This is a genomic window from Brooklawnia cerclae, from assembly GCF_011758645.1.
In the GTDB taxonomy this organism is placed as follows: domain Bacteria; phylum Actinomycetota; class Actinomycetes; order Propionibacteriales; family Propionibacteriaceae; genus Brooklawnia; species Brooklawnia cerclae.
The window spans coordinates 1716177-1742120 of the sequence record NZ_JAAMOZ010000001.1 but is presented as its reverse complement, the minus strand read 5'-3'; the positions used below and the strand labels follow the sequence as shown (position 1 = coordinate 1742120).

Annotated in this window: 25 protein-coding genes and 1 pseudogene; 14 read left to right on the top strand and 12 right to left on the bottom strand. The window is 67.9% G+C overall.

Annotated elements, in window-relative coordinates; genetic code table 11:
• Positions 1–173 precede the first annotated feature (173 nt).
• Both FB473_RS08075 and FB473_RS08070 read left to right on the top strand, forming a co-directional pair.
• Positions 174–1592: pseudogene (locus tag FB473_RS08075) on the top strand (RNA polymerase sigma factor); the annotation flags it as partial.
• On the top strand, positions 1552–1845 hold the full coding sequence (locus FB473_RS08070) for a hypothetical protein (RefSeq protein WP_167169319.1): 294 nt from the start codon (positions 1552–1554) through the stop codon (positions 1843–1845). The pseudogene FB473_RS08075 and the gene FB473_RS08070, both read left to right, overlap by 41 nt.
• Positions 1846–1912: 67 nt before the next feature.
• Here the strand turns inward: FB473_RS08070 and FB473_RS08065 are convergent, their stop codons facing one another.
• The 3 genes from FB473_RS08065 to FB473_RS08055 all read right to left on the bottom strand — a co-directional run bounded on the left by FB473_RS08065 (position 1913) and on the right by FB473_RS08055 (position 3550).
• A complete protein-coding gene (locus FB473_RS08065; protein ID WP_167166291.1) occupies positions 1913–2830 on the bottom strand; it encodes an aspartate aminotransferase family protein in 918 nt (305 codons plus the stop codon).
• 1 nt (position 2831) lies between these two features.
• A complete protein-coding gene (locus FB473_RS08060; RefSeq protein WP_167166289.1) occupies positions 2832–3290 on the bottom strand; it encodes an aminoacyl-tRNA deacylase in 459 nt (152 codons plus the stop codon).
• A 62-nt stretch (positions 3291–3352) separates the two neighbouring features.
• Positions 3353–3550, bottom strand: a complete 198-nt coding sequence (locus FB473_RS08055; RefSeq protein WP_167166287.1) for a DUF7455 domain-containing protein — start codon at positions 3548–3550, stop codon at positions 3353–3355.
• Between the two features lie 198 nt (positions 3551–3748).
• On the opposite strand from FB473_RS08055, the gene FB473_RS08050 reads away from it, so the two are divergent.
• The 4 genes from FB473_RS08050 (at position 3749) to FB473_RS08035 (ending at position 8598) form a co-directional block, all read left to right on the top strand.
• Complete coding sequence (locus tag FB473_RS08050; protein WP_167166285.1) at positions 3749–5839, top strand: toprim domain-containing protein; 2091 nt, start codon at positions 3749–3751, stop codon at positions 5837–5839.
• 152 nt (positions 5840–5991) lie between these two features.
• Entirely contained in the window at positions 5992–7311 is a 1320-nt protein-coding gene (locus FB473_RS08045; RefSeq protein WP_167169316.1) for an MFS transporter, read from the top strand.
• 85 nt (positions 7312–7396) lie between these two features.
• The gene (locus tag FB473_RS08040; RefSeq protein ID WP_167166283.1) at positions 7397–7963 is read left to right on the top strand and encodes a hypothetical protein; all 567 of its coding nucleotides are present in this window, start codon (positions 7397–7399) and stop codon (positions 7961–7963) included.
• A gap of 35 nt (positions 7964–7998) precedes the next feature.
• On the top strand, positions 7999–8598 hold the full coding sequence (locus tag FB473_RS08035; protein WP_167166281.1) for a GNAT family N-acetyltransferase: 600 nt from the start codon (positions 7999–8001) through the stop codon (positions 8596–8598).
• A 132-nt stretch (positions 8599–8730) separates the two neighbouring features.
• Here FB473_RS08035 and FB473_RS08030 read toward each other — a convergent pair whose 3' ends face one another.
• From FB473_RS08030 to FB473_RS08015, 4 genes are all read right to left on the bottom strand, one after another.
• Positions 8731–9699 carry a DUF368 domain-containing protein gene (locus FB473_RS08030; protein ID WP_167166279.1) on the bottom strand — a complete coding sequence of 323 codons (969 nt, stop codon included), beginning with the start codon at positions 9697–9699 and terminating at the stop codon, positions 8731–8733.
• Positions 9700–9742: 43 nt separating this feature from the next.
• Positions 9743–10237: a beta-class carbonic anhydrase gene (locus FB473_RS08025; protein ID WP_167166278.1), complete on the bottom strand. Its 495-nt coding sequence runs from the start codon at positions 10235–10237 to the stop codon at positions 9743–9745.
• 92 nt (positions 10238–10329) lie between these two features.
• Entirely contained in the window at positions 10330–12780 is a 2451-nt protein-coding gene (locus FB473_RS08020; protein ID WP_167166276.1) for a DNA gyrase/topoisomerase IV subunit A, read from the bottom strand.
• A 126-nt stretch (positions 12781–12906) separates the two neighbouring features.
• Entirely contained in the window at positions 12907–13953 is a 1047-nt protein-coding gene (locus FB473_RS08015) for an App1 family protein (RefSeq protein ID WP_167166274.1), read from the bottom strand.
• Between the two features lie 93 nt (positions 13954–14046).
• Here FB473_RS08015 and FB473_RS08010 point away from each other — a divergent pair, with 93 nt between their 5' ends.
• Positions 14047–14631: a DUF5998 family protein gene (locus FB473_RS08010; RefSeq protein ID WP_167166272.1), complete on the top strand. Its 585-nt coding sequence runs from the start codon at positions 14047–14049 to the stop codon at positions 14629–14631.
• On the top strand, positions 14628–15779 hold the full coding sequence (locus FB473_RS08005) for an alkaline phosphatase family protein (protein WP_167166270.1): 1152 nt from the start codon (positions 14628–14630) through the stop codon (positions 15777–15779). Before FB473_RS08010 ends, FB473_RS08005 begins: the two co-directional genes overlap by 4 nt.
• 27 nt (positions 15780–15806) lie before the next feature.
• On the opposite strand, the gene sepH is transcribed toward FB473_RS08005, so the two are convergent.
• A complete protein-coding gene (gene sepH, locus FB473_RS08000) occupies positions 15807–16901 on the bottom strand; it encodes a septation protein SepH (protein WP_279588571.1) in 1095 nt (364 codons plus the stop codon).
• 213 nt (positions 16902–17114) lie between these two features.
• Here sepH and FB473_RS07995 point away from each other — a divergent pair, with 213 nt between their 5' ends.
• Positions 17115–17411, top strand: a complete 297-nt coding sequence (locus FB473_RS07995) for a DUF4193 domain-containing protein (RefSeq protein ID WP_167166267.1) — start codon at positions 17115–17117, stop codon at positions 17409–17411.
• A gap of 144 nt (positions 17412–17555) precedes the next feature.
• Here FB473_RS07995 and FB473_RS07990 read toward each other — a convergent pair whose 3' ends face one another.
• Positions 17556–17846: a DUF4235 domain-containing protein gene (locus FB473_RS07990; RefSeq protein ID WP_341770073.1), complete on the bottom strand. Its 291-nt coding sequence runs from the start codon at positions 17844–17846 to the stop codon at positions 17556–17558.
• A gap of 54 nt (positions 17847–17900) precedes the next feature.
• Here FB473_RS07990 and dut point away from each other — a divergent pair, with 54 nt between their 5' ends.
• From dut to FB473_RS07975, 3 genes are read left to right on the top strand one after another with little or no spacing between them, the layout of a single operon-like run.
• Entirely contained in the window at positions 17901–18437 is a 537-nt protein-coding gene (dut, locus tag FB473_RS07985) for a dUTP diphosphatase (RefSeq protein ID WP_341770072.1), read from the top strand.
• Complete coding sequence (locus FB473_RS07980; RefSeq protein ID WP_167169306.1) at positions 18437–19276, top strand: DUF3710 domain-containing protein; 840 nt, start codon at positions 18437–18439, stop codon at positions 19274–19276. Before dut ends, FB473_RS07980 begins: the two co-directional genes overlap by 1 nt.
• Entirely contained in the window at positions 19263–19655 is a 393-nt protein-coding gene (locus tag FB473_RS07975; RefSeq protein ID WP_167166260.1) for an OB-fold nucleic acid binding domain-containing protein, read from the top strand. Before FB473_RS07980 ends, FB473_RS07975 begins: the two co-directional genes overlap by 14 nt.
• On the opposite strand, the gene FB473_RS07970 is transcribed toward FB473_RS07975, so the two are convergent.
• Positions 19627–20358, bottom strand: a complete 732-nt coding sequence (locus FB473_RS07970) for a potassium channel family protein (RefSeq protein ID WP_167166259.1) — start codon at positions 20356–20358, stop codon at positions 19627–19629. The two genes, FB473_RS07975 and FB473_RS07970, sit on opposite strands and share 29 nt — an antisense overlap.
• 10 nt (positions 20359–20368) lie before the next feature.
• Positions 20369–21031, bottom strand: a complete 663-nt coding sequence (locus tag FB473_RS07965; RefSeq protein ID WP_167166257.1) for a potassium channel family protein — start codon at positions 21029–21031, stop codon at positions 20369–20371.
• Positions 21032–21167: 136 nt separating this feature from the next.
• Here FB473_RS07965 and FB473_RS07960 point away from each other — a divergent pair, with 136 nt between their 5' ends.
• Together FB473_RS07960 and FB473_RS07955 are read left to right on the top strand one after the other, a co-directional pair.
• On the top strand, positions 21168–23168 hold the full coding sequence (locus tag FB473_RS07960) for an amino acid permease (RefSeq protein WP_167166255.1): 2001 nt from the start codon (positions 21168–21170) through the stop codon (positions 23166–23168).
• A gap of 31 nt (positions 23169–23199) precedes the next feature.
• Positions 23200–24360 carry a class I SAM-dependent RNA methyltransferase gene (locus tag FB473_RS07955; protein WP_341770135.1) on the top strand — a complete coding sequence of 387 codons (1161 nt, stop codon included), beginning with the start codon at positions 23200–23202 and terminating at the stop codon, positions 24358–24360.
• Positions 24361–24453: 93 nt separating this feature from the next.
• Here the strand turns inward: FB473_RS07955 and FB473_RS07950 are convergent, their stop codons facing one another.
• A complete protein-coding gene (locus FB473_RS07950; protein WP_341770071.1) occupies positions 24454–25923 on the bottom strand; it encodes an NAD-dependent succinate-semialdehyde dehydrogenase in 1470 nt (489 codons plus the stop codon).
• Between the last annotated feature and the right edge of the window lie 21 nt (positions 25924–25944).

Below are 25944 nucleotides of genomic sequence, written 5' to 3'. Positions count from 1 at the left end.
GATGGCGGGCCGCTGTGGGCAGCAACCGGAGGGCGACGACCCGGTTCGGTTCCGGCTTGGTGTACGTGGCACTATTGAACGAAGCGCGCTTGACACCATCGGCGTTGGGTGCGCCCTCATGGTACACGGCTTCCGAAAGGCCACTTGTGACGCCAAGCATCATCGATCAGGCTGCCTCCACCACGGAATCCCCGACGGGTCGGCGCACTCGCCGAACAAAAGCCGTCAAGGACGACGCCACGTCGGTGACTGCCTCGGCCAATGGCAGCCGATCCGGGCGCAAGGCGCCGGAGACGACGAACGTCGCTGATTCAGGCGACACCAAGTCCGCCACGACCGCCAAGCAGACAGGGAGCAGCAGCAGTATGGGTAGGTCCGGCACCGGCAAGACGACCAACGGCAGCGCTCGACGGACGCGCAAGACGTCGAAGACGACGACCAAGCCCACAGCCGGGGCGTCCGCCGATGACGAGAAGCTGGTGAATGTCACGGTGCAGCGTGACGGCGACGATGTCGTCCTCACCGTTGGGGGCAAGAAGCGAAACCTCGACGAGGTGGACGACACCCAGTTCGACTCCAAGGAAGCGGAGAAGGACGAGGCCGAGATCAATGCCGAGGAGGAGGGCTTCAACCTCTCCGACTCCGACGACGCGGACGAGCCCGAGCAGCAGGTGGTCTCGGCGGGTGCCACGGCCGATCCCGTGAAGGACTACCTGAAGCAGATCGGCAAGGTGGCACTGCTCAACGCCGAGCAGGAGGTCAGCCTCGCCAAGCGTATCGAGGCCGGTCTGTTCGCCGAGGAGCAGCTGGGCGAGGACAACGTCCGCGACAAGGACCGCATCGACTACGAGTGGATCGTCGAGGACGGGCGGCGGGCCAAGAACCACCTGCTCGAGGCCAACCTCCGCCTGGTCGTGTCGCTCGCGAAGCGCTACACCGGACGCGGCATGCTCTTCCTCGATCTCATCCAGGAGGGCAACCTCGGCCTGATCCGCGCGGTCGAGAAGTTCGACTACACCAAGGGCTACAAGTTCTCCACCTACGCGACGTGGTGGATCAAGCAGGCGATCACCCGGGCCATGGCCGATCAGGCGCGCACCATCCGCATCCCGGTGCACATGGTCGAGGTCATCAACAAGCTCGCCCGCGTCCAGCGCCAGATGCTGCAGGACCTGGGGCGCGAGCCCCTTCCCGAGGAACTGGCCAAGGAACTCGACATGACCCCCGAGAAGGTCGTCGAGGTTCAGAAGTATGGACGCGAGCCGATCTCCCTGCACACCCCGCTGGGCGAGGACGGCGATTCGGAGTTCGGCGACCTGATCGAGGATTCCGAGGCCATCGTCCCTGCCGACGCGGTGAACTTCACCCTGCTGCAGGAGCAGCTGCACGACGTGCTCGACACGCTCTCGGAGCGCGAGGCGGGCGTCGTGTCGATGAGGTTCGGTCTCACCGACGGGCAGCCCAAGACCCTCGACGAGATCGGCAAGGTCTACGGAGTCACTCGCGAGCGGATCCGCCAGATCGAGTCCAAGACGATGAGCAAGCTGCGTCATCCCTCCCGGTCGCAAATCCTCCGCGACTACCTGGAATGAGTCGGTAGCCAGACGTGGGCCATGTGGTCGTGACCGTGGCAGACAGTCGGGAGCCTTCCGCACAGGCCCGAACGCGCCGACGGCCCTCGACGTCCATGAAGTTCTGTCCGCGTTGGTGCTCAACCGGGCAGAGCATCGGTGGACGTTTCGTGCGATGTTCGGGCGGGACATGCTCGGTGAGGCCGATTCGCCGCGGGTCCGCGAACTCATCGAGGACACTGTCCTGCGGCTGGTGATGGCGAATCCTTCGTAGTCGAAGGCGGACCCTGGGCTGGCGACGCAGGTGTCGATTCGATGTCGTGTCCGGCGCGGTCGCCTAGTCAGCCGGCGGCCTGCCGCACCCAGGAGGCGAGTTCGTCCTCGCGTCCGGCCCATCGCTCGTCCACGGGCAGGGTGAACACATCGTCCCGCCATCGCCGTGTGTGGGGCAGATGCAATGGCTGGCCCCAATAGATCGGTCCGTGGACGCCGCGCGCCGCCAGCGTGTCCATGATCTGGTGCGCGCGGGGATGGCTGAGCGCCACACAGCACGACGCGTCCGGGTTGACGATGTCCATCCCGGTCAGCGCATGCCTCAGTGCCGCGGCCGTGCGCGCTCGCTGCGTCCGGTCGGACTCGTGGTCGAACTCGTCGACGCGGCTCATCGCCTCGAGACTCGGCGGAGCGGGCACCCAGGCGTCGTCCGCGAGATCCTCGGCCGCCTCGAAGGTCTCGAGGGTGGGGTTCGCCAGATGACTCATCCGCGCACGCGTGGCCCGGCGGGTCGCCTCGTTGGGGATCACCCGGGGCGGCAGCCGCAGCCCGGTGACGTAGGCGCCGTCGGGTGTCGGGACCATTTTGCGCAGGCTGGCCACGATGTAGTCGCCGGAGTCCTCGCCCGGCTCCGGCCAACTGTGCGTCCGGTCGATCACGACCTTGGTTCCCGCCTGTCGTGCCGTGCACAGGACGTCCGCCAGTTCCTCGTCCGCCCGGCTGCCGAACGTCTCGCAGTGCAGGACGGCGCTTCCACGATGCGTGCGGAGCGCCTCGTCCAAGGCGTGTGAACGCATCAGGCAGTCGTGGCCGGTCTCCACGACGTGTACATGTATCCCCTCCATGGAGAACGGGACGAGCATGGTGGGGCAGTAGTAGTCGGGGGCGAGCAGCGAGGTCACCCGGAACTTCCGCAGTTCCTGTGCGACCAGCGACAGGGCCTGGCGCCCGAACGCCGTGAGAGTCGCGTCGCCGGGCCAGTCCATGTCAGTTGCTGATATCGGCGACGGTGGCGTTCAGCGCCGTCAGCATGGAATCGGCGTTCAGGCTGACGGACACCCCCTGGGCACCCGCGCCCATCGAGATCCGCCGCCCCGGGATCGATGCGTCGGCGATCACGGGCCATGCGTGGGTGGCCCCGAACGGGGTGATCGTTCCGCGCTCGTAGCCGGTCACATCGCGGGCGGTGCCTGCGTCCGGCATCGAGAGCCGTTTGACGCCCAGCAGCGTCCGCAATTTCGTCCAACTGAATTCCCGGTCACCGGGAACGAGGACGAACAGGTAGTCGTCATCGCCTCTCCGGACCACCAGGGTCTTGACGATGTCCCGTGGCTGGATGCCGCGCAGCTTGGCCGCCTCCTCCAGCGACTCGACGCGACCGTGGCGGGTCACCACCTGTTCCAACCCCAATTGCTTCATCGCGCCCAGGGCGCGTTCTTCACTCATCTGTTCTCCACATAGCAGACGGCCCGGCTCGTTCGAGCCGGGCCGTCTCACGTTTCTTCTTGTCAGCGAAGCCGATCGGTCTCGTCATGGATTCGCAGGGCGACCTGCTTCAGCTTGTCCTCGTGCATCCGTGCGTGGTGGGCGCAGAAGAGGAGTTCGCCACCGGTGGGCAGCGTTACGCGAAGGTAGGCCTGCGCCCCACAGCGGTCGCAGCGGTCGGCGGCGGTCAGGGTCTGGTCATCGACCACGTTGGTGTTCATCGTGCTCCTCCTCAACCCGGGATATCACCCGGTCGCCACCACAACGGTGACGTCTTCGGGTTTGTTCCCCGCGCACAACACTACCTGTCACCCAAGCGGGCACCATCAGCGGCGCGTCACGATCACGTTGCGGTTGCGTGACGAACCCCCCGGCGTCGTTCAAGGGCTCCCGGTGCGGTTCCGGGTAGGCTTCACGCCGTGCCACCACGGACCAACACGACCAACAGCCCCGGTCTTCCCGGACGAGAATACGAGGCGAAGAACCTGCTCGTCCTCGAAGGCCTCGAAGCCGTACGCAAGCGTCCGGCCATGTACATCGGCTCCACAGACACCCGCGGCCTCATGCACTGCCTGTGGGAGATCATCGACAACGCGGTGGACGAGGCACTCGCCGGATCCGGCCGGACGATCGATGTTTCGCTCGACGCCGACGGGTCGATCTTCGTCGGGGACCAGGGGCGCGGCATCCCGGTCGACACGGAGCCCCGCACCGGGCTGTCGGGTGTCGAGGTCGTCTACACGAAGCTCCATGCGGGCGGCAAGTTCGGCACCGGCAACTACAACGCCACCGGCGGCCTGCACGGCGTCGGTGCGTCCGTCGTGAACGCACTCAGCTCGCGTCTCGACGTGGAGGTGGATCGCAACGGGGCCACCTGGGCGATGAGCTTCCGCCGGGGGACTCCGGGCGTGTTCGACGGCGAGGGGCCTGATGCGCCGTTCACCACCGCGCACGGACTGCGGAAGGTCGGCAAGGTGGCCAAGGGCGTCACCGGCACCCGCGTCCGGTACTGGCCGGATCGCCAGATCTTCCTCAAGGACGCACAGCTGTCGGTCGACCAGCTCGTCGACCGGGCCCGTCAGACCAGCTTCCTGGTGCCGGGGCTCGAACTGCGCGTGACCGATGCCCGCGGTGAGGAACCGGTCACCGAACTGTTCCGGCACGAGGGCGGCATCTCGGAGTTCGCGGACTTCCTGGCCTCCGACCCGCCGGTGACCGACATCGTCCGCATCCAGGGGACCGAGAGCTTCGTCGAGACCGTCCCGATGCTGGACGAGGACGGCGCCATGACTCCCACCGACGTGGAGCGGCAACTGGACATCGACATTGCGGTGCGCTGGGGAACCGGGTACGACACGGTCGAGCGCTCGTTCGTCAACATCGTCGCGACGCCCAAGGGCGGCACGCATGTGCAGGGCTTCGAACGCGGTCTGCTCAGGGCGTTCGTCGGTGGCCTGGAGGGCACGCGGCTGCTCAAGAGCGGCGAGGAGATCACCAAGGACGACGTCCTCGAAGGATTGACGACCGTGGTCACGGTGCGGCTGCCCGAGCCGCAGTTCGAGGGGCAGACGAAGGAGGTGCTGGGCACCCCGCCGGTGACCCGCCTGGTCGCGGGCGTCGTGGAGCGTGAACTGGGCAGGTTCCTGGGCTCGACCAAGGCCAACGAGCGCCCGCAGGCGCGCCTGGTCATGGAGAAGGTGGTGAACGCGTCCCGCACGAGAGTCGCCGCGCGCGTCCACAAGGAGAACCAGCGTCGCAAGAACGCGCTGGAGTCGTCCACGCTGCCGCCGAAGCTGAAGGACTGCCGCAGCGGCTCGGTCGACCACTCCGAACTGTTCATCGTCGAGGGTGACTCGGCTCTCGGGACGGCCAACCTCGCTCGCAACTCGGAGTTCCAGGCGCTGCTGCCCATCCGCGGCAAGATCCTCAACGTGCAGAAGGCCAGCGTGGGCGACATGCTCAAGAACGCCGAGTGCGCGTCCATCATCCAGGTGGTCGGAGCCGGATCCGGGAAGACCTTCGACATCGACGCGGCCCGGTATGGCAAGGTCATCTTCATGGCCGACGCCGACTCGGACGGCGCCCACATCCGCTGCCTGCTCGCGACGCTCTTCTTCCGCTACATGCGTCCCATGGTGGAGGCCGGGCGCGTGTTCTCCGCGGTGCCGCCGTTGCACAGGTTCGAGCTGATCAACCCGAAGAAGGGGACGCCGAAGTTCGTCTACACCTATTCGGACCCCGAGTACCAGCGCAAACTCGCCGAGCTGACCAAGAAGGGACAGGCGTTCAAGGAACCGCAGCGGTACAAGGGGCTGGGCGAGATGGACGCCGACCAACTCGCGGGGACGACGATGGACCCCCGCGGCCGCATGCTGCGTCGGCTGACCGTCGACGACGCCATGATCGCGGAACAGACGTTCGAGATGCTCATGGGCAACGAGGTCGGCCCACGGCGAGAGTTCATCATCGAGGGTGCCTACCAGCTGGACGACGAGCGCATCGACGCCTGAACCAGGCTTGTCCGACCAGAAATGTGGGAGTTTGCCCACCGTTCACCGGGAGGCTGTACGTTGCGGTCGTGAGCGAGACCACTGCGCAAGCCCCGGCCACGGCGTTGGCCGCCCCCAAGGACATCTCCCGGAAGAAGATCGTCAGCTGGGCGATGTGGGACTGGGGAACCCAACCCTTCAACACGGTGATCACCACGTTCGTGTTCAGCGTGTACATCACCGGCTCGGCGTTCGGCGACACGAACGCCACCTCGCAGGCCCTGTCCCTGTCGACCACACTCGCCGGGCTCTTCGTCGCGCTGGCCGCCCCGGTGCTCGGGCAGACCGCCGATCGCAGCGGGCGCACCGTGACCGTGTTGCGATCCCTCACCTGGACGCTGGCGCTGATCTCGGCGGCGCTGTTCTTCGTGCGGCCCGAACCCGCGTTCCTGTGGCTGGGATTGGGGCTGCTGGCCGTGGGCTCGGTCGTCAGTGAGATCGCGGGTGTCAACTACAACTCCCTGTTGGACGAGGTCGCCGGCGAACGCAACGTGGGACGCGTCTCGGGGTTCGGCTGGGGGATGGGCTATCTGGGCGGCATCGTCGTCCTGCTCGTCCTGTATTTCCTGTTCATCCAGCCCGAGGTCGGCCTGTTCGGCGTGACGGGCGCAGACGGCATGGACATCCGCGTGTCGATGGTCGTGTGCGGCGTGTGGACGCTGTTGTTCACGATCCCGACGTTCCTGGCCCTGCACGACCGTCCTGCGACCACGCGGCGTCCGATCCCGGGGATCGATCGGTGGAACACGCGGCAGCCCGCCGTCATCTGGCGCTGGCTCGCACCGGTGGTGGCCTCCTACGCCGAACTGTGGAACACGGTCCGGCGGCTGTGGGACGTGAGCCGGCACACGGTCTTCTTCCTGCTGGCCTCGGCGCTGTTCCGCGACGGCCTGGCGGGCGTGTTCGCCTTCGGTGCCGTGATCGCGGCCGGCACATTCGGCTTCAGCAGCGGCGAGGTGGTGATCTTCGGGGCGGCGGCCAACATCGTGGCGGGCCTGTCGACGATCGCCCTCGGCCTGCTCGACGACAAGCTCGGCCCCAAGCGCGTGATCATGATCTCGCTGATCGCCCTGGTGGCGTCGGGAATCGTGATCTTCGCCTTCCACGACGGCGGAGCGACCGTGTTCTGGGTCGCCGGCCTGATCATGTGCATGTTCGTCGGCCCGGCCCAGTCGGCCTCCCGGAGCTTCCTGGCACGCCTGGTGCCGGCCGGCAGGACCGGCGAGGTGTTCGGCCTGTACGCGACGACCGGACGAGTGGTGTCGTTCCTGTCGCCCCTGCTGTTTGGCGCGGCGATCACCGTGGGAGCAGCGGTGACGGGCGGCCAGAACACGCAGTACTGGGGAATCCTCGGCATCGTGCTCGTCCTGCTCGCCGGGCTGATCGTCATGATCCCCGTGAAGGAGCACACCGAGCATCACGCGATCAGCTGATCGAGGGCCCGTCACGGGTATCTTTTTTCGGAGGGCTCCGTGACCGATCCCGGGGCCGCGCGAAAGGCGGGGGAGAGGAGTTCTCGTGTTCGAATACGGAAGAGATCAGTTCCGGGGCGACGGATTCCAAGTTGATTCGAAGTGCTTCTATCTCGTCCTGGCGTTGATCTACCGGCGCCTTGCGGGGCTGCGCGTGGCGGGCCTTCTGATCCCCGGAGAGCTTGATCTCGTGACCCCGCCGGCCTCGTCGATCGTCATCGGCGAGAAGGAATGGGTCGCCTGGTGGTACGAGCTGCTGGCGATCCAGGCGGCGGGGGAATTGCCGCTGCCCAGCATCGCGGCTGTGGGAGAACTCACAAAACTGGAAGCCGACCATCGGCGGACCACGAAGCCGATCATGCAGCAGTGGGAGAATCAGACCTCCGCGAAGGCATCCGCGATCGGGATGCTCGGCGATGTGTGCTACGACATCGCCGTCAACCGGCAGATTCCTGGGGTGGGGATGGTGAGCATCTGCGTCCTGCCCGTGCGCGACATCGGGCCACTGGCCCAGGGGCAGACGATCATCCTGCCGCTTCGGTGGCTGGCGGACGTGGACTCGGAGGAGTGCCGCCTCACCGTCCTCAGCCTTTCCCGGGGCCTGCGGGCGTGAGCGCCCCACGCTCGCGGCCGGTGTAGCCTTCCGGCGTGATCGTCACTCTGGCAGACCTCGATTGGCCCCGCCGCACCGAGCGGCTGACGTTGCGTCCGGTCGTCGACGCGGACGCGAGGGCGATTCACGACTATCTACGGCTGCCGGAGGTCCATCGGTGGCTCACCTCGATCCCGGCACCCTGGGAATCGTTCCCCGATGAGTTCGAGCAGCGCCGTCGGAGATGGCTGGCGATCGAGTACGACGGTCGTGTCGTCGGCAACCTCAAGATCGACCAGCAGGACGCGTGGGCGCAGGCCGAGGTCGCCGACCAGGCCCGTCGGCTCCAGGCCGAACTCGGTTGGACGCTGCATCCAGAAGCCCAGGGCCAGGGAATCGCCACAGAGGCGGCTACCGAGGCTCTGGCGATCTGCTTCGATGGGCTCGGACTGCGCCGCGTGGTCGCGGAGTGTTTCGCGGACAATACGGCGTCGTGGCACGTGATGGAGAAGATCGGCCTGCGCCGCGAAGCGCACTACGTGCGGGAGTCGCTTCACCGGGACGGGAACTGGCATGACGGCATGACCTACGCGCTGCTGGCCGACGAATGGCGTTCGAGGGTACGACACCGCCCCTGTGACGCGGCGGTGTCGTGAAAGATCTTCCTCAAATTGCGCTGCAGAACGCTCCCATTCGGTATCGCCCGTAGTCGCGCGTTCGGCGTAGAGAATTTGAGGAAGCTCTGTCACGGCCGGCTCCGGCGAGCTCGACCGGCGTCCCGACAGGGGTCAATCGGTGCCCTGGGCCGCGGCCTCCAGCGCCTCGCGTTGCACCGAAACCCTGTCCTCGACCTTGCTGAACAGCCAGGACGCGACGGTGCCGACCACGAAGAGCACCAAGGCGAGTGCCACGGCCCCGCCAAGGCTCAGACCGCTGGTGGCAAGCCCCTCGTCGGTGAACGCGGGAAACACGACGGTGGGGAAGATGGCCAGCGACGACCCCACCACCATGCCGAGGATGAAGTGGTACATGCCCGCGTAGTAGCGGTCGAAGGCCCAGGCTGCCGCCTTGGCGAACAGCAGGACGCACACGGCCAGGCCGACGACCAGCGGCACGATGACGCCGAAATCGAAGTCCTTGATGCCCGCGGCCATCTTGTCGTAGAGACCGAAGTAGATGAGGAAGTTCGAGGGACTCATGCCCGGCACGATGACGCCGAGGCCGATGAGGGCTCCCGAAGCGAGCCAGACGAGGAAGCTGGGCGTCACGTCGATGAGCGACTGCCCGCCGACGAGCATGATGACGAAGATGACAACGGCTGCCACGGCGAGAATCACCCAGTGAAGAGGTCCTCGGCCATGCCTGCCCGCCTGCCGGAACAGGGAGGGGAAGGTGCCCACGACGAAGCCGATGAACAGGCAGATGAACTGTGCGGCGTACTTGCCAAAGGCCGCGTCGACGACCACCGAGAACAGGACGACGCCGATGCACATCCCGATGCCGATCGGGACGAAGTAGATCACGTTGCGGATGAAACGATGCTGAGGCTTCGCCAGGAACCGGATGATGGGGTCGTAGATCCGGAAGATCACGGCCAGCACGCCCCCGGACAGGCCGGGAAGGATGAACCCGATGCCCACGAGGATGCCCTTGACCAGTCTGATGAACCAGTTGCCGATCGTCTGGGGCTCGTCCAGGTAACTGGTGGGGGGTGCGGTGGCCGGGTCGAGGTGTTGCGGGCTGGTCGATTCGCTCATTCTCATCCTTCGTCGTGGTCGCGGATGATCCTACCCGGACCGCTCACACCACCTGAGTCAGCCGTCCGGTGTCGACGTCGTAGTCGAAACCTCCGACTTGGGCGAACGATCCGATGAACGGGTGGGTTGTGAGCTCGCGGACGTCGGCACCCAGCCGTCCCAGTCGGTCGACGTCGGCACCGAAGCCGAGACCTGTGGCATCCAGGCCGCTGGCGCGGGTGACGCGTTCGCGCAGGGTGGCGTCGTCGGACGATGCCATGGCGCACCGCGTGTGGGCGACGACGAGGACCCGGTCGACCCCCAGCAGGTGGACGCCGAGCACGCATCCGGCCAGGGCGTCCGGGGTGACGTGGGCGCCGGGTGTGCGCAGGATCTTGGCGTCCCCGACCCGCAGCCCGAGGATCGCCAGCGGATCGATCCGGGAATCCATACAGGTGAGCACGAGGACGCCCGCCTGGGCCTTGCCCGTGAGCGGACGTCCGGTGAAGCTCGCCGCGTAGTGTGCGTTGGCGTCCAGCAGGTCGTTGAATCCGGTCATGTTTCCAGCCTATGTAGCGGGTGAGTCCGTCGGCGCAGGCGCGCACCGACACCGACCGGGTGCGAAGGAGCGCCCGCCGATGGAGGCGCGCGTCACCTCACCAGCCTGCTGGCCACAGCGGCGACAGGCTGGGCGACCGGTGTCCCGGAGCCGTCCCGCCTGTCGTCGGCGGGCGGCAGATCGACAGGAGAGCCCGATGCCGCCGCGGCGATCGCGGGGGCGGGCCCGGCCCATCCGAGGATCAGCGCGTCCTCGCCCTTCAGGAACCGGTGGCAGCGGACGCCGGAGGTTGCACGTCCCTTCCCTGGGAACTCGTCGAACGGCGTCACCTTGACGGTGCCGGGTTCCGTGCCCGGCAGCGAGTCCGAACTGCCCGCGACGGTGACGACGACGGCGTCGGTGGCCGGCGTCGCCCCGAACCAGACGACGCGGGCGTCCCGGCCGAGCTTGATGCCGGCCATGCCCGAGCCGCCGCGTCCCTGTGGACGCACGGAGGCGGCGGGGAAATGCAGAAGCTGTGCATCGGAGGTCACGAAGACGAGTTCGTCGGACTCGTCCTTGAGCTCGAGGGCCCCGACGACCTCGTCCCCGGGAGCGAGGTTGATGACCTCCCAGGAGTCCTTGCTCGCCAGTATCTCGGGGTTCACGCGTTTCACCACGCCGCGGAGGGTGCCCAACGCGAGGCCCGGCGACCCGTCCCCGAGCGACGTGAGCCCGAGCACACGTTCGTGCTTGTCGAGCGGGATCAACTCGGTGACGCGCGAACCCCCCTTGAGGTTGGGTGACGTGGCCGTGGCGGGCAGGGACGGGAGCTCGATCGCCTTGGCCTTGATGAGCCGTCCCGACGAGGTGAGCACCCCGTACTCGGAGTGGGCGGTCGTGCGGATCGCTGCGACGACGGCGTCGTGGCGCGAACGAGGGCCCTGGGCGGCGGAGAGATCGCCGTCCACGTCGAGGCGTGCCATGAGCCCGGACGAACTCAGCACCACCCAGCACGGGTCGTCGGGGATCTCCAGGGGGGCCGCCGCCGCGGCCGACGTGGCCGCCCCGGAGTCGGTGAGCAGCACCGTTCGCCGGGGTGTGCCGAACTTGCGAACCACCTCGTCCAGCTCGTCACTGATCAACCGGTGGAGCACCTCGGGACTCTCGAGGATCTGCGTGAGGTGGGCGATACGCTTGCGCAACTCGTCGCGCTCGGATTCGAGCTCGATCCGGCTGAGCCTGGTGAGCCTGCGCAACTGCAGGTCGAGGATGTAGTTCGCCTGTGCCTCCGAGAGCTCGAAGGCCTCGATCAGGCGTGCGCGGGCCTCGGCGACCTCGTCGGAACTGCGGATGATCGCGATCACGTCGTCGATGTCGAGCATCGCGATGAGCAGGCCCTCGACCAGATGCAGGCGATCGTTCGCACGCCCCAACTGGTAACGGGTGCGCCGCAAGGTGACGTCGAGGCGGTGGCCGAGGTAGACCTGCAGCATCTCCTTGAGGGTGAGCGTGCGCGGCTGCCCGTCGACCAGGGCGACGGCGTTGATGGCGAAGGAGTCCTCCAGCTTGGTGAGCTTGTACAGCTGGGCGAGCAGGGCGTCGGGGTTGATGCCGTTCTTGACCTCGATGACCAGCCTCGTCCCGTTGGTCAGGTCGGTGAGGTCCTTGACGTCGGCGACGCCCTGCACCTTCTTGCGCTGCACCAGGTCCTTGATCTGCTCCATGATCTTCTCCGGGCCGATGCCGTAGGGCAGCTCGGAGACGATGATCCCGCGCCTGCGGGGGCTCACCTGGTCGATACGGGCACTCGCCCGGAGCTTGAACGTGCCGCGCCCGGTCGCGTAGGCGTCGCGGACGCCGTCCAGGCCGATGATCGTGCCGCCCGTCGGCATATCGGGGCCGGGGATGAACCGCATCAGCTCGTCCAGCTCGGCCTCGGGATTGCGCAGAAGGTGCTTCAGGGCACCGACCACCTCGACGAGGTTGTGCGGCGCGATGTTCGTCGCCATGCCGACGGCGATACCGGTCGCGCCGTTCACCAGGAGATTCGGGAAGGCCGCGGGCAGGACGGAGGGCTCCAGCTCCTTCCCGTCGTAGTTGGGCCGGAAGTCGACGGTGTCCTCGTCCAGCCCGTCGACCATGGCCAGCGCTGCGGGAGCCAGCCGGCACTCGGTGTACCGGTAGGCGGCCGGGCCCGCGTCCAGCGAGCCGAAGTTCCCGTGTCCGTCGACCGTGGGCAGGCGCATCGACCAGTCCTGGCCGAGGCGGACGAGCGCGTCGTAGATGGCGGAGTCGCCGTGGGGGTGCAGCAGACCCATCACCTGCCCGACGACGCGGGCGCACTTGACGTGGGGCCGATCGGGACGCAGACCCATGTCGTGCATCGTGTAGAGGATGCGGCGCTGCACCGGTTTGAGCCCGTCGCGTGCGTCCGGCAGGGCCCGGGCGTAGATGACCGAGTAGGCATATTCGAGGAAGCTCGTCTCCATCTCGGCGGAGACGTCGACATCGATGATGCGTTCCTCGATCTCCTCGACGTCGGTGGGTGTCTTCTTGGCCATCGGACGAACGTATCTCCTGCTCTTGTCGCGGATCCCAGGAAAGGGCCCTCAGGGAATTGTGCCGCTTTCAACCTGATCGGGGTGTTCCGACACCCGCGCGGCACGGGAAACGGCCGTGGGCCGACGCTAGTCGGGCTCCTTCAGGGCCCTGCTCACGCGCGGCGCCAGCTCGTCCCCGTCGGCCCCGAGGACCTCGGGGACGACCGGGGAATCCCAGCGGAGATCAGCGTTGTCGCGCAGGAGCGATGCCGTGCCGTGGGCCAGGATCTGCTCGGTGGGCGACAACCGGCGGATGGCGATCGCACGGACGCGGTCGGGTCGCAACTCGGCGAACTCGCGGTAGAGCGCGGGGTCGTGCTGACCGTCGTCGCCGACCATCAGCCAGCGGATGTTCGGGAAATCCCTGGCCAGTTCGGCGAAAGAGTGCCTCTTGTGCTGCGGTCCGCTGCGGAACCAGCTGGCCTCGGTGGGTCCGAAGTCGGTGAGGAGCATGGGGCCCTTGGGGAAGCCGTGCCGTTTCATGAAACGGTTGAGGAACGGCAAGGTGCTCCAGGATCCCGTCGAGACGTAGACGATGGGGGCCCCGGGATGCTCGGCGAGAAACTGCTGGTACATCCGTGCCATGCCCGGGACGGCCTGCCGGTTGCCCTCGGTGAGGACGAAGGAGTTCCACGCCGCGAGGAACGCGCGCGGCAGCCATGTCGACAATATGGTGTCGTCGATGTCGCTGATCAGGCCGAACCCCTCGTCGGACGACACCACCTGGACGGGTGCCGGGGTGGCGGAGGCCTCGTCCGTGCTGATCGTGACGTCCTGCCAGCCCGCAGACAGGCCTGCGGTGCGCACGGCGACGTCGATGTAGCCGCTCCGGTCGGTGACGACCTCCAACTGCCTGCCGGCCACCTGGATGGTCGCCGGACGCCGGGGAACCGGGATGCTCACGAAGTTGCGCCAACCGCGTTGGTTCAGGAACTGCCCGGCGTACATGCCGAGATAGGTGCGCGGTTTCGTCGGCCGCAACACCAGCCGGCCCATGACGCGCACGTGCTCCGCGGTTCCGTACCCGGTGAAGGGGACGATCGTCTCTCGCCAGCCCCGACGCCGGAGAAACCGGACGATGTGCCGGGTGACGAAGTCGTCGATCCGCAGCCCGACGAACTGGCGAGACCTCATGAGGCCCAGACTAGCGAGGAGTACCGGGCGGAGGTGCACCATGGGCTCGCGTACGGACAACATGCGCCTCCTGGTGGCAGGATGGGGCGGGTGATGCGAGACACACCGGCCGAGTGGGGACAGTTGCCGCGGGAACTGGCCCGGGAGATCACCGATTGCGGGTTCTTCCCCCAGCTGGTCGCCGACTCCGTCGCCCTCGGGCTCGGCGACGAGCGCGTCGACGAGTATCTGGTGCACCACGAGGCGACGTTCGCCCACGAGGGGATCAGCCGCCACCTGTCGGTGCTGGTGCTGACCCCGACCCGCTTGATCGTCAGCCACACCGACGAGAACACCGACGACCCGGCGGGGGCCACGGCGATCAGCTCGACCGAGTCCGTGCCGCTCCGGCTGCTCGGCGCGGTCGCCCTGACGCGGGTCGCCGCGAACCCTGAGCGCTTCGGAACGTCCTCCTCCCAGGTGGTGGAGACCTGGCTGACGCTCAGCTGGGAGACGATGCGCCGCATCGACCTGGAACCCGCGACGTGCGGCGACCCGACCTGCGAGGCCGACCACGGCTTCACCGGCTCCGATGTGGGCGAGGACATGGTGGTGCGCATGAGTTCGGCCGCCGATGGTGCCGAGAACGTGGCTCGCCTGGTCAGGTTCGGCACGGCTCTGCAGCAGAAGGTGCGATGAGCGTGATCGCCAAGCCGTCGCCCACCGTTCAGCAGCCGGGCGGCATCGTCCTGCCCGGGTACGGCCGCTCGACCCTGGCAGATCTGCTGCCCTCGATCGCCGCCCACCTCCTGCCGGACGCCGGAACGACCGACGTGCTCGGGTTGCCGCGGGCAGAACGCTATGTGCTCGTCATGGTGGACGGCCTGGGGCGCGAGCTCCTGGAGCGGAATCGTCAGCGCGCCCCCTTCCTGGCGCAGTTGCTCCACGGCTCGCCCGAGCTCACGAGTGCCGTCCCCTCGACCACCGCCACCTCCCTGACGACTCTGGGCACGGGTCTGCCCCCCGGCGAGCACGGCATCGTCGGGTACTCGTTCCGGGCTCTCGGCGAGGTCATCAACGCCCTGCTGTGGGACGACAGGCTCGACCCTGTCGCCTTCCAACCGCATCCGACGTGGTTCGAGATCTTCGCGGCCGCGGGAATCGCGTCCACCACCGTGTCGTTGGCGACCTTCGCGAACTCGGGGCTGACGCTCGCGGGGCTGCGTGGCGGCCACTTCGTCGGGCTCGACGACGAGACGGACGCCGACACGAGGATCTCCCGGGTCGTCGAGGCGTCCCGCCGGGCCGATCGGTCGTTCGTCTACGCGTACGAGCGGCGGCTCGACCATGTGGGACACGGATCGGGCTGTGAGTCGTCGCTGTGGCGCGACACCCTCGACACGATCGATGCCTGGATCGAGCAGCTGCGCGCGAGCCTCGACCCGGGCACCCGCCTGTTGGTGACCGGCGACCACGGGATGCTGGACGTGCCCAGCCACCACCACATCATGCTGGAGGACACCCCGGGCCTGTCGAGCGGCGTCGACCTGGTGGGCGGGGAGGGCAGGTTCCGGCAGCTCTACACCGACAGGCCCGCGGACGTGGCGGCCCAGTGGGCCAAACGGCTGGGGGAGCGGGCGATCGTGAGGCGTCGCGAGGAAGCTGTCGAACAGGGTTGGTTCGGGCCGCTGGACGAGCCCGTCGTCAACCGTATCGGCGATGTGCTCGTCGCCATGCGAGGGGACTGGTCGGTGATGACCTGGCAGCGTCCGGGGGAGTTGAGCCTCGTGGGGCAGCATGCCTCGCTCAGCGCCGTCGAGATGCGCGTGCCGCTCCTGATCGCCTGACTCGCGAGCCCGACGGGCGGCGACCGATCAGTCGGGAGGCTGGGGACCACCGAACATGATCTCGTCCCAGCTGGGCACCGAGGCCCGGCGCTTGCGGTGCTTGCGAGGGCCCTGCTCGTGGTCGTCCGGCTTGTTGTCGTCCTGGGCCTTGTGCTCGGTGTCCCCGGCGGGGGGCTGCGCCGCGTCCGGGGACGGGTGGGGTGCGGCGGCCGCCTCGGCGGGAAGTGACTCCTGCTTGTCAGGGCGGTTGCGCCGGGTGCGCGTGCGCTTGGCGGGGCCCGGAGCCTCCTGCCGCGTCTCGGGCGCCTGTTGCTGGGGGTCCGGCTGGGTCGCGATGGGCTGGGTCAGGCCCGTGTAGATGCGGACCGAGTCCTCGTTGAAACCGGCGAGCATGTCGTAGAGCACGTCCATGTCGCTGTGGGGGTTGGGGACGATGTCGTAGACCCCGTCCACCTTCTCGAGCTCGGCCGGGGTGTAGTCGTCGGGCTCGTGCTCGTCGTCCGCTGGGTTCTGCGAATGGGAGGGGAGCTTGATGATGCGGGCCGCGGGGACGTCCGGCACGACGGCCGGAGGCTCGGTCTCGTCCTGCACGACGCGGACGATGGCCAACTCGTCGTGGAGGTCGACGGTGGGCTCGGCGTCCGGATCGGCGGTGCGCACCGGGGTGGGAGGACGATCGCCGATGATCGAACGGGCCTCGGCGTTGCGGGCGACCGAATAGCGGCCCCGTGGGTCGAAGTCGAAGTCGGCATGGTGCAACGTGGCGTCCACGGCCCAGGTCGCGCGCACGGTCCAGTGCCGGTTCTCGTCGCGCCAGGCGTCCCAGCTGATCTGGTCGCTCTCGACGCGTGCCTTCGCCAGGGCGTCCTCGACCGTGTCGCCCAGCGTCCGCGGCGAGGACGATTCCTTGCGGCGCCGGACCTGAGCGCCCCGCGCCTGCAGCGTGGCGTGTTCGCGCTCTGCGAGGACGGGACCCGCGAAGGGTTCGATGTGTTCGACCGGGACACCGGCCGCCTGCGCGACGTCGGCCAGCGATTCGCCTCCGCGAATCCGGGCCTGAATCTCGCGCGGCGTCAAGGCGCTTTCCATGTGCCGGTCTCCTGGTGATTCCTGGTGCTTCATGCCTCTCGGCCGAGGGGCGCGTGGACGCCCGAACGGCCTTGCCTGTAACCTACCGCTCACCCCGCAAACCCATGCCACAGCCGCGCCGTTGCTGGTGGGAATAAACCAGCCCCTGGGTGTCTTGTGTGTGCGGGTATGGTACAACATGCATCGACGCGGGGGGCGATAATCGGCGCCCTGCGGCGAAATCTTGATTCTTCTTGGAAGGGCACGATGGCAACCGACTACGACGCTCCTCGCAAGACCGATGAGGAGATGAGCGAGGACTCTCTCGAAGAACTGAAGTCTCGCCGGAACGACAAGGCCTCGGGCCAGGTTGACGAGGACGAGGTCGAGGCTGCCGAGGCGTTCGAGCTACCCGGCGCGGATCTCTCGCACGAGGAACTGACCGTGCGAGTGCTGCCTCGGCAGGCCGACGAGTTCACGTGTGCGAGCTGCTTCCTCGTGAAGCACCGCAGCCAACTCGCGGAGAAGCGCGGCGATCTGGAGTACTGCGTGGATTGCGTATAGACCTGATGCCCCGGGACGCCGCGATGTGAGTCGCGGGCGACCGGGCGACGAGTGAAGGCCTCCTGTTCGTGGAGTGGCGCTGGTGAAAGCGCGCCTCACGGACGAGGGGGCCTTTGTGTTGCCCGTCCCGGCATCCCCGGCCGTCTACTGCCCCACGGAGTGCCGGCCGATTCCCGAGTACCGCTTCGCTGCGAATCGCCGGACGAGCACCTGGACGACGGCCACGCCGACAGCGCTCGCGGCCACCCATGCCACGGCGGACACCGTCGAGGCCTCGGGATCGTCGGGATCAGGGGGCTCCTGGCCGGTGATCGTCGTCCATCCGCGGCTGATGAGCTTCTGCGCCGCGAACGTCGCGACGCCCCCCAGCAGACCTGCGACGATCTTGAACTCCATGTTGGCCATCGGGTCCTCCTCGGCCGCGTTGCGTGTCACGTGCGCCATCCTAGGCCCTGCACCGGCCCGGAGGGGTGCACTACCCTTGCGTGCGTGAGCGAACAGCAGCAGCCCACTGCGGTGAGGGTGGAGATCAGGCGGATCGACCCGGAACTGCCGGTTCCGCGGTACGCCCACCCCGGCGACGCGGGCGCCGATCTCGCGACGGCCGTCGACGTGGTGATCGAGCCCGGGCAGCGAGTGGTCGTCCCCACAGGGATCGCTCTGGGCCTACCCGACGGATACGCGGGGTTCGTGCATCCGAGGTCGGGACTGGCAGCGCGCAGCGGCCTGACCATCGTCAACACCCCCGGCACATTGGACTCCGGATACCGCGGCGAGATCAGGATCTGCCTGCTCAACACCGATCGTCACACTCCCATCGAGTTGCACCGCGGCGACCTCGTCGCCCAGCTGATCGTCCAGCGCGTGGAACAGGTGGTGTTCGTCGCCGTCGACGAGCTGCCGGACACCGTCCGGGGCTCGGGTGGCTATGGTTCCACGGGGGGTGTTCAGGCATGGTCCGCCGCGTCGGGACAGGTTCGGCCGCCCGCTAGTCTTGAGGGGACCGACAAGGGGGAGAGATCGTGATCTTTGGCCGTTTCAGGCACAAGAAGGCTGAATCGAGCGACACTGACCTCGTCGAGGACGAGGACCTCACGCAGGACGACCCGGACGAGGACGACGAATCACCCGCACGGGCGCTGGACGAGGCCACCGACGACGAGGCCGCCGAGGAGGACACCCCCACCGACGACGAGCCTGCAGCGGCGGAACCCGCCGACGAGTGGGAGGCCCTGGACGCCGGCAAGGATTGGCGTGAGGACGGCCCGTTCGACATCAGCGAGGTCGATCTCGAGGCCGACGAGGTCGAACGGCTCGATTTCGGCTGCGTCGTCCTGACCCCGTTCGAGGGCATGCAGATGCAGTTGCAGGTCGACCAGCAGACACGGCGTGTGCAGGCGGCGCTGGTCAAGGCGGGGCCGTCGGCCATCGAGGTGGCCCTGTTCGCGGCACCTGCGCACACCTCGACGCTCGGGCAGATCCGTGACGAGATGTCCGCGGCCACCGAGAAGGCCGGGGGGACGGTGACACTGGTCGAAGGTCCCTTCGGCACCGAGGTGCGCCGCGTCATACCGCTGAACGACCCGAAGGGCAACAGGGTCTACCACGTGTCACGCACCTGGTTCGCCCAGGGGCCGAAGTGGCTGCTCCGCGGCGTGATCATGGGTGATGCGGCCCAGGCGGAGGGGATCGACGGGCCGAGCGAGTTGCTCTACGAGTTCTTCAGCAACACGGTCGTGCGCCGCGACAACGAGCCCCGCGTCCCCGGCGACCTGATCCCCATGACCCTGCCGAAGTCGCTCGCGACCTCGGTTCCCGGGGGAGACGGGGACGCCGAAGCCCCGACCGCCGATGCCCAGGACTAGGCCGCGTCCCGCCGCGGACACGCTGCCCGGCGGCCTGCGCAGACTGCGCAGGCTGCTGGCGTCGTCCGAGGAACTCGCCAACGAGGAGCTGGCGCGTGAGGCCATCGACTCGGGAGCCACCACCATCGCGTCCCTGCGTCCGCGAACCCGGGGTGTCGTTCAGGGGACGGTGGGCGTCCTGACGATAAACCCCCGCAACGGGCGGTCGTGGCTGGAGGCCGAGTTGCGCGACGGCACCGGGGTGCTGCTGCTCATCTGGATGGGCCGGCGGCTGATCCCAGGAGTGGACCCCGGGACCAAGCTGCGCGTGAGCGGCATGATCGCCGACTACAACGGGCGACTCGCCGTGTTCAACCCTGCCTACGAGCTGCTCGCCTGATCGCGGCGCTGGGAGCCGCCGTGCGGCTGACCACCGGGGGCTCGCTCTTGGGCGCGAGCATGGCATGCAGGAGCGCCTCCGCCTCGGGATCGCTCACGAACAGGAGTTCGTCGGCGGCCTCGAGCGCGGCGTCCGGCTCGGGGTTCGACGGGGTGCCGTCGCGGATGACCGCGACGAGCACTGCCCGCATCGGCCACTCGATGTCGCGTACCCGCTTGCCGACCGCCGGGCTGTCGTCGGGCAGACGCAGCTCGATCAGGTTGGATGCGCCCTTCTTGAACGTCAGCAGCCGGACGATCTCACCGACCGACACGGCCTCCTCGACCAGGGCCGACATGATGCGGGGCGTGGAGACCGCCACATCGACCCCCCACTGATCGTCGAAGAGCCATTCGTTGCCGGGGTGATTGACCCGGGCGACGGTGCGCGGGACGCCGAACTCGGTCTTCGCCAGAAGGGTGTGGACGAGGTTGGCCTTGTCGTCACCCGTGGCCGCGATCGAGACGTCGCACGTCTGCAGGTCGGCCTCCTCCAGGGAGTCCATCTCGCAGGCGTCGGCCAGCAGCCACTCCGCCTCGGGAACGGTGTCGGACTTGATCGCGTGGGGATCGCGCTCGATCAGCAGCACCTCGTGACCGTTGGCGATGAGCTCTCGGGCGATCGATCGTCCGACGTTGCCGGCACCGACAATGCACACTCGCATGTTCCGCTCCTCAGTGCTTCGCCGGCGCTACGGCCAGGAGACGTTTGACGCTCCCGACCCTCGGCAGGTCGGTCGCCACATAGATGAGGTCACCGTCCTGGAGGATGATCTCGGGGTCTGGGCAGATCCCGCGTCCGACCCGGAACATGAACGGGATCCGTGCGCCGATGCGTTCCTCGAGCGCGGGGAGCGGTGTGCCGATCCATCCGGCGTGGAACGGGATCTGGACGAGCCCGACCTGCCCCGACGGGTCGAGCCAGACCGGCTCGGCCTCGGAGGGAAGCAGCCGGGTCATCACCTGACCCGCGGCCCAGCGGACGGTGGCGACGGTCGGGATGCCGAGCTTCTCGTACACCTGGGCGCGGCCCTGGTCGTAGATGCGGGCGACCACGTTGTCGATCCCGAACTCCTCGCGGACGACGCGAGCGGCCAGGATGTTCGAGTTGTCACCGCTGGAGACGGCGGCGAACCCGTCGGCAGTGGATATGCCCGCCTTGATCAGCACCCCTTTGTCGAAGCCGACGCCCTTGACCGTCCGGCCCGTGAAGTCCGGCCCCAGCCGTCGGAAGGAATCGACGTCCACGTCGATCACCGACACCTCGTGACTGCGGCGCTCGAGCGCCCGTGCGAGGGACGACCCGACACGGCCGCACCCCATGATCACGATGTGCATGACACCTCCCGCCGATTTGGACTGCAGAGAAACGCTACATCAACGGCGCGGGGTGACCGGCACCGAACTCGGCCGTGATCTGGTCACTGTTCGGCGTTGGTGCTCGCAGGCCATCCGCGGACTACAGTTGCGGGTCGTGAACCTGTGGGATGCCGTGAAACGGCTGCTTGTGGGGAGGAAGCTGGCCAGCACACGTCTCAGCGACACCCTGCTGCCCAAGCGCATCGCTCTGCCGATCTTCGCGTCCGATGCACTGAGCTCGGTCGGCTACGCGCCCGACGAGATCCTCATCATGCTGTCCCTGGCGGGGATGGCGGGTTTCTCGTTCTCGCTGCCGATCGGGCTGCTGATCGCCGCCGTCATGCTCACGGTGGTGGCGTCCTACCGGCAGACGGTGCACGCCTACCCGTCCGGCGGTGGCGACTACGAGGTGGCGACGACCAACCTGGGACCGACCGCGGGCCTGACCGTCGCCAGTGCCCTGCTCGTCGACTACGTGCTGACGGTCGCGGTGTCGGTGAGCTCCGGCATCCAGAACGCGAAGGCCATGCTGCCCTTCATCGCGGGGCACGAGGGGCTGTTCGCGGCCGTCGTGATCGTGTTCATCATGGGCATCAACCTGCGCGGCGTCCGTGACTCGGGCGGCATCTTCGCCGTTCCGACCTACGCCTTCATGGTCGCCGTCGCCTCGCTGGTGCTGTGGGGGCTGTTCCAGGTGCTCGTCCTGGGCCGCCACCTGGCGGCTCCGACGGCCGACTACACGGTCGTCGGCCCATCGGGATACGACCCCTTCGCCGGGTTCGTCATGATCGCCCTGCTCGCTCGCGCCTTCTCGTCCGGTTGCGCGGCACTGACCGGCGTGGAGGCGATCAGCAACGGCGTGCCGAACTTCCGCCCCCCGAAGTCGAAGAACGCCGCCACCACGCTGTTGATGCTCGGTCTGATCGCCGTGAGCATGCTTCTCGGCATCATCCTGATGGCACGGATCACGGGCGTGAAGATGGTGGACGTGAACGAGGGCGCGTACTTCGTCACGCCGACCGGCCAGGAGATCCACACCGAGGCCACCACGGTGCTGGGCCAACTCGGGCAGGCGGTGTTCTACGACTCGTTCCGGCCCGGCTTCTACTTCCTCATCACGGTGACGATGATCATCTTGTTCCTCGCGGCCAACACCGCGTTCAACGGTTTCCCGACCCTCGCCTCGATCCTGGCCCGCGACTCCTACCTGCCGCACCAACTGCACTCGCGCGGCGACAGGCTGTCGTACAGCAACGGCATCGTGATGCTCGCAGGGGCTGCCGTGCTGCTCGTGCTGGCGTTCAACGCGTCGGTGACTGCCTTGATCCAGCTGTACGTGGTGGGTGTGTTCGTGTCGTTCACGCTCAGCCAGACCGGCATGCTGCTCCACTGGACGCGCCATCTGCGCACGGAGACGGATCCGTCGGCTCGCGCGAAGATGTTCCGGGCCCGCACGGTCAACGCGGTGGGGCTGGCCATGACCGGGACGGTGCTCATCATCGTTCTCGTGACGAAGTTCCTGCGGGGCGCCTGGATGGCGATCCTCGCGATGGCGCTGCTGTTCGTCCTCATGAGGCTCATCCACCGGCACTACGACGACGTGGTGGAGGAGACCGCTCTGACCGACTCGTCCGACCGGGCCCTTCCCAGCCGGGTGCGAGCGATCGTCCTGGTCAACGCGGTGAACAAGCCGACGGTCAAGGCCGTGCAGTTCGCACGCGCCTCGAAGGCCAGTACCGTTGAGGCGGTGACCGTGGCGGTGGACGCGGAGGACACCTCGCGTTTCGTCATGCGATGGGAGAGCGAGGACATGCCCGTGCCTCTCAAGGTGATCGACTCGCCCTACCGTCAGGTCACCCAACCCTTCATCGACTACGTGAAGCAGGTGCAGTCGAACAACCCGCGCGACGTCGTGTGCGTCTACATCCCCGAATACGTGGTGGGGCATTGGTGGGAGAGTCTCCTGCACAACCAGACGGCGCTGCTCATCCGCACGCGGCTGCATTTCATGACCGGTGTGATGGTCACCTCCGTGCCCTATCAGCTGAAGTCCGGACGCTCGACCGCGGCCAGGGCGAAGGCCGCAGCGGTTCGTGGTGCCGACCGTGGGCACTGACCGCCAGGCCCGGGCGACGGAGCCTCCTGCGATCGTGGAGGGTGCCGTGGCGGGCCCGATCGAGGTCGGGCCCATCGCCCACGGGGGACACTGCGTGGCCAGGCTCGACGGGCGCGTGGTGTTCGTCCGCCACGCGCTCCCGGGCGAGACGGTCACGGTGCGGATCACCGACACGTCGCACGAGCGCTTCTGGTGGGCCGACGCCGCCACGGTGATCGCGCCGTCCCCCGACAGGGTGTCGCCACCGTGCCCCATCGCCGGCGTGTGCGGAGGATGTGACTTCCAACACGTCCGGGTGGACGCGCAGCGCGGCCTGAAGGCGGACGTGGTGGCCGAGCAACTGTCGAGGCTGGCCGGTATCCACCGGAGCGTCACGGTGGAGGCGGTACCCGGGGACGACGGCGGATTGGGGTGGCGGACGCGGATGCGCTACCTGCTGGCCGACGGCCGGGTGGGGATGCGGGCCTGGCGATCGGGCAGGCTCGTCCCCCTGCCGGACGGCGGATGCCTGTTGGCCCGTCCGGAGGGACGTGACGAGCCGTTCGCCCACACGTCGGAAACCGGAGAACTGCAGGTGGTCGTCGCCTCCTCGGGCATGACGGTGCTCCGGGACGGCGAGGTGCTCGCGGGAAAGGCAGTCGTCGAGGAACGGGCGTCCGGCCGCGCCTACAAGGTGCGGGCCGACGGATTCTGGCAGGTGCATCCGGGGGCCGCTGACGCCTTGGTGGAAGCGGTGATGGCCGGGCTGCGTCCGGAGACCGGGGAGCACGCGATCGACCTGTACTGCGGCGTGGGGTTGTTCGCGGGCGCTCTGGTGGACGCGGGATGCCGGGTGACCGGGGTGGAGAGCGATCGTGCGGCGGTCGAGTTGGCCCGGGGCAACGTTCCGGAGGCCCGATTCCACACCGGGCGCGTCGAACGGACGCTCGGTCGCCTGCCTCGGCGTGCCGACCTCGTGGTGCTCGATCCGCCCCGCACCGGCGCGCGCGCGGCGGTCGTCCGCCATGTCGTCGGGCTCGGTGCCCGGCGGATCGCCTACGTGGCCTGCGACCCGGCGGCCCTGGCTCGTGACCTCGCGACGTTCGCCGACGAGGGGTACGAACTGGCGAGCCTCCGGGCGTTCGACCTGTTCCCGATGACCCACCACATCGAGTGTGTGGCGATCCTGACCCCGGCGGTCCGCGAGTCGTAATACGACCCGCGGACCGTTATTGGGGTGGATCGTGGGTCATAGTCGACCCACGATCCACCCCAATACCTGCTGACAGGTCTGCCTACGCGGTGATCAGTCGAGCGGGATGGCGTAGTACTTGGTCTCGAGGAACTCCTCGATGCCCAGTTGGCTGCCTTCGCGGCCGAGCCCCGACATCTTGACGCCGCCGAAGGGGGCCGCCGCGTCCGACACCACACCGGTGTTGATGCCGACCATGCCGGTCTCGATGCCCTCACCCACACGCATGGCGTTCTTGAGGTCGCGTGAGAAGACGTAGGCGGCCAGCCCGAAGTCGGTGCCGTTGGCGATGTCGATCGCCTCCTGCTCGGTCGAGAACGGGATGATCGGCGCGAACGGGCCGAAGATCTCCTCGGTGAGGATGCGGCTGCCCGGCTGGATGCCGGAGATCACCGTGGGTTCCATGAAGTAGCCGGGCCCTTCGATCGGGTTGCCGCCGACCTCGACCTTGCCGCCCTTGTCGATGGAGTCCTGGACGAACCCGAGCACCTTGGAGCGCTGCTCGTCGTCGATCAGGGGACCGACGTTGACCGAGTCGTCGAGGCCGTAGCCGACCTTCTGCGCGGCCATGCGCTCGGTGAACCGCTTGGTGAACTCGCCCACGAGCGACTCATGGACGATGAACCGGTTGCCTGCGGTGCACGCCTCGCCGAGGTTGCGCATCTTGGCGTCCATCGCACCCTGCACCGCGACATCGAGATCGGCGTCGGCGAGGATGACGCAGGGAGCGTTGCCGCCCAGTTCCATGGACGAGCGCAGCACCCGGTCCGCGGCCTGCCGGAGCAGCCCCACTCCGACCTCGGTGGAACCGGTGAAGGTGATCTTGCGCATGCGGGGATCGGCGATCAGCGGGCCGGTGGTCGCGCCCGAGTGGTTCGTGGTGAAGCAGTTCACCACACCGGCGGGCAGGCCGACGTCCTCGAGCACCTTGCAGAACAGCAGGGTGGTGAGCGGGGTCAGCTTGGCGGGCTTCACCACGACCGTGCAGCCGGCCGCCAGGGCGGGCGCGATCTTACGGGTGGCCATGGCCAGCGGGAAGTTCCACGGGGTGATCGCCAGCACGGGGCCGACGGGCACCTTCTCGGTGAGGATCCGCTTGCCGGAGCTGGGGGCGATCGCGTTGTAGCCCTCGATGCGACAGGTCTGCTCCGAGAACCACCGGACGTACTCGTTGCCGTAGGCGACCTCGCCGAGCGACTCCTTGTAGGTCTTGCCCATCTCCATGGTCATCAGCGCGGCGAAGATCTGCTTGCGCGATTCGATCAGGTCGAACGCCCGCCGCAGCAGTTCGGCTCGTTCGCGTGGCTTCCAGGCGGCCCATTCGCTCGCGGCGTCGCAGGCCGCGTCCAGGGCCGTCTTCGCCAGTTCTGGTGTGGCGTCGGCGACCTCGGCGAATGCCTCGCCCTTGGCCGGGTTGATCACCGGGATGGTGGCGTCGGTCTCCACCCACTCGCCGCCGATGAACAGGCCGTGGGGCAGGGCGTCCAGCACCTGCTTCTCAAGCTCTTCGATCTGTGTCGACACGTGTTCTCCTGATTGATTTCG

Coding starts and splice junctions, on each gene's coding strand:
- FB473_RS07965 (WP_167166257.1), bottom strand. CDS start 21,031: ATGCACATCGTGATCATGGGGTGCGGCCGTGTCGGGTCGTCCCTCGCA.
- FB473_RS07995 (WP_167166267.1), top strand. CDS start 17,115: ATGGCAACCGACTACGACGCTCCTCGCAAGACCGATGAGGAGATGAGC.
- FB473_RS08020 (WP_167166276.1), bottom strand. CDS start 12,780: ATGGCCAAGAAGACACCCACCGACGTCGAGGAGATCGAGGAACGCATC.
- FB473_RS07975 (WP_167166260.1), top strand. CDS start 19,263: ATGCCCAGGACTAGGCCGCGTCCCGCCGCGGACACGCTGCCCGGCGGC.
- FB473_RS08015 (WP_167166274.1), bottom strand. CDS start 13,953: ATGAGGTCTCGCCAGTTCGTCGGGCTGCGGATCGACGACTTCGTCACC.
- FB473_RS08030 (WP_167166279.1), bottom strand. CDS start 9,699: ATGAGCGAATCGACCAGCCCGCAACACCTCGACCCGGCCACCGCACCC.
- sepH (WP_279588571.1), bottom strand. CDS start 16,901: ATGAAGCACCAGGAATCACCAGGAGACCGGCACATGGAAAGCGCCTTG.
- FB473_RS08060 (WP_167166289.1), bottom strand. CDS start 3,290: ATGAGTGAAGAACGCGCCCTGGGCGCGATGAAGCAATTGGGGTTGGAA.
- FB473_RS07970 (WP_167166259.1), bottom strand. CDS start 20,358: ATGCGAGTGTGCATTGTCGGTGCCGGCAACGTCGGACGATCGATCGCC.
- FB473_RS08045 (WP_167169316.1), top strand. CDS start 5,992: ATGTGGGACTGGGGAACCCAACCCTTCAACACGGTGATCACCACGTTC.
- FB473_RS08025 (WP_167166278.1), bottom strand. CDS start 10,237: ATGACCGGATTCAACGACCTGCTGGACGCCAACGCACACTACGCGGCG.
- FB473_RS08010 (WP_167166272.1), top strand. CDS start 14,047: ATGCGAGACACACCGGCCGAGTGGGGACAGTTGCCGCGGGAACTGGCC.
- FB473_RS08055 (WP_167166287.1), bottom strand. CDS start 3,550: ATGAACACCAACGTGGTCGATGACCAGACCCTGACCGCCGCCGACCGC.
- FB473_RS08005 (WP_167166270.1), top strand. CDS start 14,628: ATGAGCGTGATCGCCAAGCCGTCGCCCACCGTTCAGCAGCCGGGCGGC.
- FB473_RS08065 (WP_167166291.1), bottom strand. CDS start 2,830: ATGGACTGGCCCGGCGACGCGACTCTCACGGCGTTCGGGCGCCAGGCC.